We start from the raw sequence: 8,999 nt of genomic DNA, 5'->3' as shown, positions 1-8,999 counted from the left end.
CGCGGTGGTCTTCGCGGTCAGGAACACCGCTTCCTTGGTACGCTTCCAGTCGAGCGTGCGGGCTTGCAGCGCCAGCAAGAATGCGCCAAAGGCGCCAACGGCGGCGGACTCGGTCGCGGTGCAGATTCCGAACAGGATGACGGCGAGCACGACGACGGTGAGAATGCCGAGCGGCATGGTCGACGAGGTCAGCAGTTTCACAACCGAGAGCCGCTCGGCGTCGAACCTCCAGTAGTAACGAACCTGCAACAGCGCGCAAACAGCCGCGATGCCCCAGAACCAGAGGTGGAATTGGAGCCCCGGCCCCAGTTCAGCGGGCGTGGCCTCGTGCGTAACCAGCTCTGGCGTGCCCAATTGCTGCACGCCGGTTACCGGAAGTTCGACGGCAGCCTGCTGGTGAATAACCACGTACCACCAGATGGTGGCCATCGTGCCGGCGACGATCGTAAACGGCACCAGCGCGTAACCGAGGTTTGAGAGCAGCATCCAGTAGCTGACGGGACGGCCTTCCGCGTCGATCCGCCTTGCCTGCGTCGGCGAGATCAGCCCCTTGATCAGCGAGACCAGGATCGTTTGCGAGCGATAGGTGTCCTCGAACTTCGACAGCCACGCCGGCACCGGAACCTTGGTTTGGTCCTCCGGCAATGGCGGGGCGATCTTCGGACTGATCATCGCCCAGGCGACTATGTAAATGAGATACAGGAACGACAGAAAGAAGCCCGGGAACATCGCCGCCGCGTACAGCTTGACGATCGACTGACCGGCGACCGCGGCATAGACGATGATCATGACCGACGGCGGAATCAGGATGCCGAGCGTGCCGCCGGCCGTGATGACGCCGGCGGCGAGCTTCACGTCGTACCCCGCCTTGAGCATGGGATTGAATGCGATGACGCCCATCAGCACCACCACCGCGCCGACAAGGCCGCTCGCGATCCCCCAAAACGTGCAGACGATCAGGGTCGCGACCGCAAGCGAAGCCGGCACGCGGCGGAACGCGAGCTGGATCGAATAGAACATCCTGTCGACCAGCGCGCCGCGCTCCATCACGTAGCCCATCAGCACGAACAGCGGGATGGAGATCAGGACGTCGTTGGTCATGGCGCCGTAGGTGCGCTCAACCATCAAATCGAACACGCGGTTGTCGGCCCACGAATGCGTCGGGTCGTAGAACGCGATGTAGCCAAAAAATATGCCGAGGCCCATCAGCGTGAACGCTGTCGGGAAGCCCATCATGATCACAACCACGATGAGCGTGAGCATCAGGAGCCCGAGTGCCGGATCGCTCATGTGTTCACGTCCCCGCCCATACCGCGCTGGCGCGCACTCTCGTCGATTTCATGCGCCCGCTCGATGGCGATCTTGCGCGATTCCTCGTCGACATATTCGCTGTGGGCGAGCTGCTGCTCGATGACGTCGATCTCGGCGACGTCCCTCAGCCGGCTGGGCCATTCGCCGGTCCGCAGGCAGACGACGCAACGCACGATCTCGGCGACGCCTTGCAGCATCACCAGCGCACCGGCGATGGGGATCACGGATTTGAAGTGATAAACCGGCGGCCCATCTGCCGTCACGTTCGAATGCTCCGCGATCCGCCACGAGTCGGAAGCGTAGTCAAAGCCCGCGTAGATGAGGGCGGCGATGCCCGGGATAAAGAAAACCGCATAGAGCACGATGTCCAGCGACGCCTGCATGCGCGGCCGCATCGAGCTGTAGAGGAAGTCGCCGCGGACATGGGCGTTCTGCGCCAGCGTGTAGGCGCCGCACAGCATGAACGCGCTTCCGTACAGCATGTTCTCAAGGTCAAAGATCCACGCCGTCGGCATGTTCATGATGTAGCGCTTGAACACTTCGATGCAGACGACAGTCATCAGCAATATGATCAACCAGGCCGCGGCCTTGCCGCACCACGTGCTGATTTCGTCAATGACAAGCAAAAATTTCTGGACGGTCATTGGTCGCCGCCGATTAATCCGAGGAAAGAATGAAATGACAAAGCACCATCCGGTCGCCGTCCCGAACGGTGCCTCGCCGATTCAATATGTCGTCAGGACTTCTTCGCGGTCMCTTTTGGCCCGAAGTAGTAATCGAACGCCATCTTGCGGTCGACTACGGTGTCCTGCTCCCATTGCGTCGCCCGCCTGGCAAACGCGATCTGCGATTCGACGATTTCCTTGAACAGCGGATTTTCCGCCGACTTCTTCTTGACGATTTCGTCGTAGATCTCGAGCTGCGCCTTGAGAATGGAGTCCGGCGTCTTGTAGAACTTCACCTTGTCCTTGGTCTGCAGCTCGATGTAGTCCTGCGAATAACGGTCGATCGCCTTCCATTGCATCTCTTGCGAAGCGGCGCTCACCGCATTGGCAATGATCGCCTTCATCTTGTCCGGCAGCGCGTCGTACTTGGTCTTGTTGAAGGTGATTTCGAGCTGCTCGGCGTTCTGGTGGTAGCTCTGCAGCATGCAGACCTTGGAGACGTCGGCGAAGCCAAGCAGGCGGTCCGACGAGGCGTTGTTGAACTCGGCTGCGTCGAGCAGGCCGCGATCCATCGCCGACACGATTTCGCCGCCCGGCAGCGCGTTGACCGCGGCGCCCATGGCGGTGAACATGTCGATGGAGATGCCGACGGTGCGGTATTTGAGGCCCTTGAGATCGTCGACGCTGGCGACCGGTTTCTTGAACCACCCGAGCGGCTGCGTCGCCATCGGTCCGTACGGGAACGACACGACGTTCAGGCCGACCGATGCATACAGTTTGGCGAGAAKCTCCTTGCCGCCGCCCCACCTGTGCCAGGCGAGCAGCATGTTGGCGTCCATGGCGTAGCCCGGACCCGAGCCCCACAACGCCAGCGCGTTCTGCTTGCCGTAGTGGTAGACCAGCACGCCGTGGCCGCCGTCGAGCGTGCCTTTCGACACCGCATCGATCAGCCCGAACGCGGGCACCACGGCGCCGGCGGGAAGCACCTCGATCTTGAGGTCGCCGCCGGTCATGTCGTTGACCGTCTTGGCGTAGTCGAGCGCGTATTCGTGGAAGATATCCTTCGACGGCCATGTGCTCTGAAAGCGCATACTCATTGGGCCCTGCGCGCTAACGATCGTCGGCGCGGCTACCGTCGCGGCGGCCCCCGCAGCAGCGAACTTGAGAAAGCGGCGGCGGCTGGACGTACTTCTCTTGTATGATTTGGTCATAGTTTCCTCCTCCCTTGGGATAGTGATCCCTTGCGGATCAGCCCCTTTTTTATTGGGAGAAGTCAAAGACTTGCGCAGGGGATTGGCAAGAAATGTTCGGGATGATGCGACGCTACGACGCGGATTGCGGTAATGACGCGCCGCACAAGGATCAATGTGCTCGTGGTCGTCGCGGTTTGAACGGCGATCCGGCCATGTCGCACCGCGATCGGGTCGCCGGCTGCGAGCATCGCTGCGGCTCTGGCGATGGTGTGAACGATCTTCGAATCCTCGTCGGCCAGGACGACGCCGGGCCGTCAGGGTCTCCACTGTCGCGGCGAATGTCGTGGCTTCCACCGTCTTCATGTCGAACGGATTGCCGGTCGTCACGGCGCGGCGGATGTGAGGTGCCGGAAGGCGCAATCCGTCGCCGGCCGCTGTCCGGTTGCCGGGAGGCCGTGGTGCAACTCACGTCGGACCGTGATATCCTTCCGTTCCGGGACGGAATTGACTGTCCCCACATCTGGAAGGGCAAGGCCATGAGATATTCGTCGTGCTTCGTTGCTGGTCTGGTTGTTGCGATCTCGTCGACTGCACTCTGTGGCCTGAGCGGCGCGGCCATGTCGCAACCGACACCCTCGGGCGGCGCCGGCACCCAGCTTCCCGGCGTCGTGGTCGACGCGCCGAAGCAGGCGGCGAGGCCTCACAAGCCGACACAGCACGCGGTGGCCCGCAGCAGCGCGTCCGACCGGTCATCGCCAACCATCTCGACGGCGTCGGCGTCGCCGAAGTCAGACGCCGCGAAGCTTGCCAAGCTTGCCGCCGCCACGGGCAGCTGCGTCGGCGGCTGCCAATCGAGCTTCAAGACGGGCGATAAGCCCTGGGTTGGCTGCAATGCTTCGGGCGGCGTGTATTCGTTCACGTGCCGAAACGTCGGCAACTACAAGACCTACGACGAGTGCAAGGAGGCCGGGCGGATCACCGGCTGGCGATCCGGTGAAACCTCGGCGTATTGCAGCAGCCTGGCGTTGAAGTAACGGAGGCCGCGGCTGGAGGAGGCGAGGCCCGCCCCGGCGGGCCTGGCCCGGATTTGCAAGGCGACATCCGGGGCTTGCGGTTAACGCCCATCCCGCATGTCGCTTCGCTCATGCGGGCTACGTGGTTCTCGTGATATGGCTGGCCTCCACATCCCCGCGAGGCCCCCATGCTCCCCATTCCCGCCGACATCTTCACCGAGCCCGACGACGTCTCCCCCGACGGCCTCGCCAATCTCGGGCCGCTGCGCCGGCTCGCCGGCGTGTGGCAGGCGGACAAGGGCATCGACATCAACCCGAAGGCGGAGGGGCCGGAGCGGCGGACCTTCATCGAGCATATCCGGATGGACCCGATCGATCCGCAGGCCAACGGGMCGCAGCTGCTCTATGGGCTGCGCTATCACATCCACATCAACACGCCCGAGGAGGACATCACCTTCCACGACCAGGTCGGCTACTGGCTGTGGGAGCCCGCGACCGGGCTGATCATGCAGACGCTGGCGATCCCGCGCGGGCAGGTGCTGCTGGCGTCGGGCAAGGCCGCGCCGGATGACAAGACAATCGCGGTCACGGCGAAGCGCGGCGACACCGCTTACGGGATCTGCTCGACCGATTTTCTGGAACAAGCCTTCCGCACCGATTCTTACCGCTGCGACATCACCTTCAACGATGATGGAAGCTGGAGCTATCTGATCCAGACCGAGCTGTTCGTGCGCGGCGCGCCTTTCAATCATCACGACAGCAACACGCTCAAGCTCGTCGCGCCGCCCAAACTCAATCCGCTTGCGGTGATCGTGAACGATCGCGCCAAAGACGGTGGAAAGGGCAAAGGGCCGGCGACCTGAGGCGCAGGTACGGAGAATTTGCATGAAACCCTACGTCATCTGCCTGATGCACTCCAGCCTGGACGGCCGCACCCATCCCAGCCGCTGGCGGCCGAAGGGTGCGGGCGTGGACTGGTTCGAGAAGATCCATGAGGAGCTCGAGGGGGATGCCTGGGTGATCGGCCGTGTCACCGGCTCGGAATTCGCCAAGGGCAAGCCCTATCCCGCGACGACCGCGACGTTTCCGCGCGACAACTGGTTCGCGCGGCGCGATGCGGACACCTATGGCGTCGTGCTCGATGCGCACGGCAAGATCGGCTGGGGCCGATCGGACATCGGCGGCGATCCGATCGTCGTGGTGCTGACCGACAGCGTGCCGGATTCGCACCTGGCGGGGCTGCGCGGCGAGGGCGTGTCCTACATCTTCGCCGGCAAGTCCGAGATCGATCTGGCGCTGACGCTTGATATCCTCGATCGCGAGCTCGGCGTGAAGCGCCTGCTGGTGGAGGGCGGCGGCGTCGCCAATGGCGCGTTCCTGCGCGCCGGTCTGATCGACGAATTCAATCTGATCCTCAGCCCCGCGGTGGATGGCGCAAGCGGCGCTCCCTTCGTGTTCGACTCGACGGAGGCCGACAGCGACCGGCGCGCTCCGCTCACCGCGATGACGCTGGAGAGCACGCGGCCGCTCGGCGGCGGTGTTTTGCTGCTGCGCTATCTGATCCAGAACGAGCCGCAAGGCGCGGGCAGATAAAGCGCCGGCATGTCGGACAAGTCAGAGCACATCGTCATTGTCGGCGCCGGCGCGGCCGGCTTGATGGCCGCGCGCGAGCTTGCGCGTGCGGGCCGGCGCGTCACCATCCTGGAGGCGCGCGACCGCTGCGGCGGGCGCATCCATCCATTGCCCGCGTCGCAGTTCGCCTACCCGGCCGATGGCGGCGCCGAATTCGTCCATGGCGAGGCGCCGGTCACGCGCGGCCTGCTGCGAGAAGCGGGACTGTCGTTGCAGGTGATCGAGGGCGCGCAATGGAGCTTTGATGGCACAAAACTGTCGCGCGAGGATCGCCACGAGCCGCATGAGGCCGTGCTTCAAGCCGCGCTGAACGGGCTGAAGCACGACCTCACCGTCGCCGATTTCCTGCGCCGCCATTTTGCCGGCGACGCATATGCGCGGATGCGGCATTCGATCGAGCGCATGGTTGAAGGCTACGACGCCGCCGACCCCGAGCGCGCCTCGACGCTGGCGCTGCGCGAGGAATGGATGGATGGCGGACACGCCGGGCAGGCGCGCATCGCCGGCGGCTATGGTGCGCTCATCGACCTCCTGGTGAAGGAGTGCCGCAGGCATGGCGTTGCGATCCGCCTTGGTTGCGTGGTGTCGGCGATCGAGGAGAGCAGCGGCGCGGTGACCATCCGCTGCGCCGGCGGTGACGTGCATGGATGCGATCGCGTGATCCTCACCGTGCCGCTGCCGCTGTTGCGCGAGATCGCACTGCCGCAAGCTGCGCGCGCGAAGGCGGCTGCCGCAGATGACATCGGCTTCGGCAATGTCATCAAGATCCTGCTGCGCTTCGAGCGGCCCTGGTGGCGTGACGGCAGGGATGATCTCGCGGACATGACCTTCCTGCTGTCGGACCAGACGATCCCGGTGTGGTGGACGCAACGTCCCTCGGAGCATCCCGTGCTCACCGGCTGGTTCGGAGGTCCAAGAACGGCAGGACTCTCCGGCCTCGATTCGCAGGCGCTGATCGAGGCCGGGATTGGCTCGCTTGCCGCAATGTTCGGCCTGTCGCGCGACGATCTCGCACGCGATGTCGTGGCGGCCGCCGCCACGAATTGGGCCCACGACCGTTTCGCCCGCGGCGCCTATTCCTGGGCGACGCCGCAGACGCGCGCCGCGCAGGCGATCCTGGCGCGCGCCGACGGTCCGATCCTGTTCTCGGGAGAAGCACTCTATCGCGGCCGCGACATGGGCACGGTCGAGGCTGCGCTTGCGAGCGGCCTGGAGACGGCGGGCATGATTTTGCGGGAATGACGGCTTACATCAAGAACATGGATGGCCGGGACACGCCCGGCCATGACGATCAGCAGAAAGGCCCGCGCGCTTGCGGGCCTTTTGTTTTAGTAGCGGTAGCCGCCACTGCCGAAGCCCAACGTCACGCCGGGACCGCCGCCGCCGTAATATCCGTACGGTCCGCCGCCATAATAGCCGTGGTGCCGCGGGTAATAGCCGTAGCTCCGGTAGTGCGGACGATAGTAGCCGTGGCCATGATGGCGCCAGTGATGATGGCGGTAGCCATGATGGTGGTGTCTGTGCTGCGCGCTGATGTCGGTCGATTGGCCGGCCTGCGCGTTCTGCTTTACGTTTCCACCGCCAGCCGCATATGCCGCGGATCCGCCGGTCAACGCCGCAGCACCGACAGCGATCGCGACAAAGAGATACTTCATGTCATCACTCCAGTTGAGATGTCGAGTGACAACACATGGGCGTGCGGCGCGTTCCGGCCAGTGCGGGCGTCGAAACGACGCAGACGTAGTTCCGATTCACGCGTGAAGGATCGAAGGTCGCGCGATTTATTGTCGCATGACGCCGTGATCGCCATGCAATCGCCTTGCTGTTACGCCGCTGCGAGCGCAGCGATCACATCATCCGTGCTGACGATGCGGGCGAACTCGCCGTTGAGATTCGACAGCGTCATCGCATGGATCGCCTCGGCCRAATGCACATCGCCATCGGGGCCGACGCGATCGAACGTCCAGGTCGCGTCGCGCACGAGCCTTGCGTCGAAGCCGAGATTGCCGGCCATCCGCGTCGTCGTCTCGACGCAATGGTTGGTGGTGGCGCCGCAGATCACCAGCGTGCCGATGCCGGCCGCGCGCAGCCTGTCCTCCAGGTCGGTGCCGATGAAGGCGCTGTTGACGCGCTTCACGATCACGGGCTCCCCTCGCTGTTCGCGCGCCTCGTCCTTGACGGCGTGGCCGGAGCTCGTCGGCAGAAATGACGAGGTCGGCTTGGTGCCCTCGTGGCGGATGTGGAAGACCGGTGCGCCGCTCGCCCTGAACGCCGTCAGGAGATCAACGATGCGCGCGACCGCGTCCGGATTGTTGCGCCGCTTTCCCGCCGCCTCCCATTGGTCGAACGCGCGCTGGACATCGACGACGATGAGGGCAGGCAGAGGGCTGGTCATGGAGAGCGGCTTTCCGATGTGTCGAGCCGAGTATGCGAGGTGCCGGCTTGCGCAGGCAACGCCGAACTTCCCTCGTTTCGAGACGAAGCAAGCAATAGTGCGTAGGGTGGGTTAGCGAAGCGTAACCCACCTCTTTCGTCTCCGCGTAGATAGACGTGGTGGGTTACGCCTTCGGCTAACCCACCCTACGCAGAAAGCTCCATCCGGAATATTGCGCGGCAACTGATCCCTACTTGAACGGATCCTGGATCGACGGCGCGGATTGGCGGATGCGGCGCACGCTCACCGGCCTGCCGTCCGAGACGAACAGCAGCTCGTATCTGCGGCCCTCGCTGTCGGTCGCCGAGCAGGTGACGTCGGAGACCTGCTTGGCGGCGAAATTGCCGGTCTGGCGGCAGGTCCCGGTGGAGGTCTGCTCGGCCGGTACCGGCAGGCCGTCGACCTTCGGCCGGTCCTTGGAATTGAGCAGCATACGGTCGATCGGCAGCTCGTAGGAATTGTCGTCGGCCCGCTTGCCGTTCTCGCCGGAGAACGACACCACGTGGTTCTCATCGCTGGGGTCGTCGACGGCGACCGCGAAATTGACCCGGCCCTTGTCGCCATGGGCGTAGGCCACCGTCTTGCAGGCGAAGGTGCGCCCGGCGACCTTCAGTGTCTTGCAATGGCCCGACATCAGCGCCAGCAGGTCGATGAAGTTCTGCTGCTGCAGGGGCGGATTGTTGACCGGGATGGGGGTGGAAGACTCAGCAAAACAAGGGCTTGCGAAGACCATGAGGGTCGCGGCCAGAAC

The 8,999-nt window shown here is 64.2% G+C and carries 10 protein-coding genes; 4 read left to right on the top strand and 6 right to left on the bottom strand.

The genetic code is table 11. From position 1 onward, the window contains the following. From ACXJL8_RS25520 to ACXJL8_RS25510, 3 genes are all read right to left on the bottom strand, one after another. A partial coding sequence (locus tag ACXJL8_RS25520; RefSeq protein ID WP_456685798.1) for a TRAP transporter large permease subunit occupies positions 1-1,290 on the bottom strand: 1,290 nt, incomplete at its 3' end. Then, positions 1,287-1,955, bottom strand: coding sequence for a TRAP transporter small permease subunit (locus tag ACXJL8_RS25515; protein WP_456620516.1), 669 nt, complete (start codon positions 1,953-1,955; stop codon positions 1,287-1,289). The genes ACXJL8_RS25515 and ACXJL8_RS25520, both read right to left, overlap by 4 nt. A gap of 92 nt (positions 1,956-2,047) precedes the next feature. Further along, the gene (locus tag ACXJL8_RS25510; protein ID WP_456685799.1) at positions 2,048-3,187 is read right to left on the bottom strand and encodes a TRAP transporter substrate-binding protein; all 1,140 of its coding nucleotides are present in this window, start codon (positions 3,185-3,187) and stop codon (positions 2,048-2,050) included. A gap of 440 nt (positions 3,188-3,627) precedes the next feature. Here ACXJL8_RS25510 and ACXJL8_RS25505 point away from each other — a divergent pair, with 440 nt between their 5' ends. The 4 genes from ACXJL8_RS25505 to ACXJL8_RS25490 all read left to right on the top strand — a co-directional run bounded on the left by ACXJL8_RS25505 (position 3,628) and on the right by ACXJL8_RS25490 (position 7,056). After that, positions 3,628-4,203, top strand: a complete 576-nt coding sequence (locus ACXJL8_RS25505) for a hypothetical protein (RefSeq protein WP_456685797.1) — start codon at positions 3,628-3,630, stop codon at positions 4,201-4,203. A 167-nt stretch (positions 4,204-4,370) separates the two neighbouring features. Further along, complete coding sequence (locus ACXJL8_RS25500) at positions 4,371-5,045, top strand: FABP family protein (protein ID WP_456685796.1); 675 nt, start codon at positions 4,371-4,373, stop codon at positions 5,043-5,045. A 22-nt stretch (positions 5,046-5,067) separates the two neighbouring features. Further along, positions 5,068-5,775 (top strand): RibD family protein, encoded by a 708-nt coding sequence (locus ACXJL8_RS25495; RefSeq protein ID WP_456620514.1) that lies wholly within the window; start codon positions 5,068-5,070, stop codon positions 5,773-5,775. A gap of 9 nt (positions 5,776-5,784) precedes the next feature. Beyond that, positions 5,785-7,056, top strand: a complete 1,272-nt coding sequence (locus tag ACXJL8_RS25490) for a flavin monoamine oxidase family protein (RefSeq protein WP_456685795.1) — start codon at positions 5,785-5,787, stop codon at positions 7,054-7,056. A gap of 86 nt (positions 7,057-7,142) precedes the next feature. On the opposite strand, the gene ACXJL8_RS25485 is transcribed toward ACXJL8_RS25490, so the two are convergent. The 3 genes from ACXJL8_RS25485 to ACXJL8_RS25475 form a co-directional block, all read right to left on the bottom strand. Then, a complete protein-coding gene (locus ACXJL8_RS25485) occupies positions 7,143-7,469 on the bottom strand; it encodes a hypothetical protein (RefSeq protein ID WP_456620512.1) in 327 nt (108 codons plus the stop codon). Between the two features lie 170 nt (positions 7,470-7,639). After that, positions 7,640-8,209, bottom strand: coding sequence for a cysteine hydrolase family protein (locus ACXJL8_RS25480; protein ID WP_456685794.1), 570 nt, complete (start codon positions 8,207-8,209; stop codon positions 7,640-7,642). Between the two features lie 229 nt (positions 8,210-8,438). Beyond that, positions 8,439-8,999 (bottom strand): hypothetical protein (locus tag ACXJL8_RS25475; protein WP_456685793.1); only part of this gene is annotated, 561 nt, incomplete at its 5' end.

The organism is Bradyrhizobium sp. P5_C11_2, from assembly GCF_054049755.1.
This window is presented reverse-complemented; position numbering and strand designations above follow the sequence as displayed.

Coding starts and splice junctions, on each gene's coding strand:
- ACXJL8_RS25495 (WP_456620514.1), top strand. CDS start 5,068: ATGAAACCCTACGTCATCTGCCTGATGCACTCCAGCCTGGACGGCCGC.
- ACXJL8_RS25515 (WP_456620516.1), bottom strand. CDS start 1,955: ATGACCGTCCAGAAATTTTTGCTTGTCATTGACGAAATCAGCACGTGG.
- ACXJL8_RS25490 (WP_456685795.1), top strand. CDS start 5,785: ATGTCGGACAAGTCAGAGCACATCGTCATTGTCGGCGCCGGCGCGGCC.
- ACXJL8_RS25485 (WP_456620512.1), bottom strand. CDS start 7,469: ATGAAGTATCTCTTTGTCGCGATCGCTGTCGGTGCTGCGGCGTTGACC.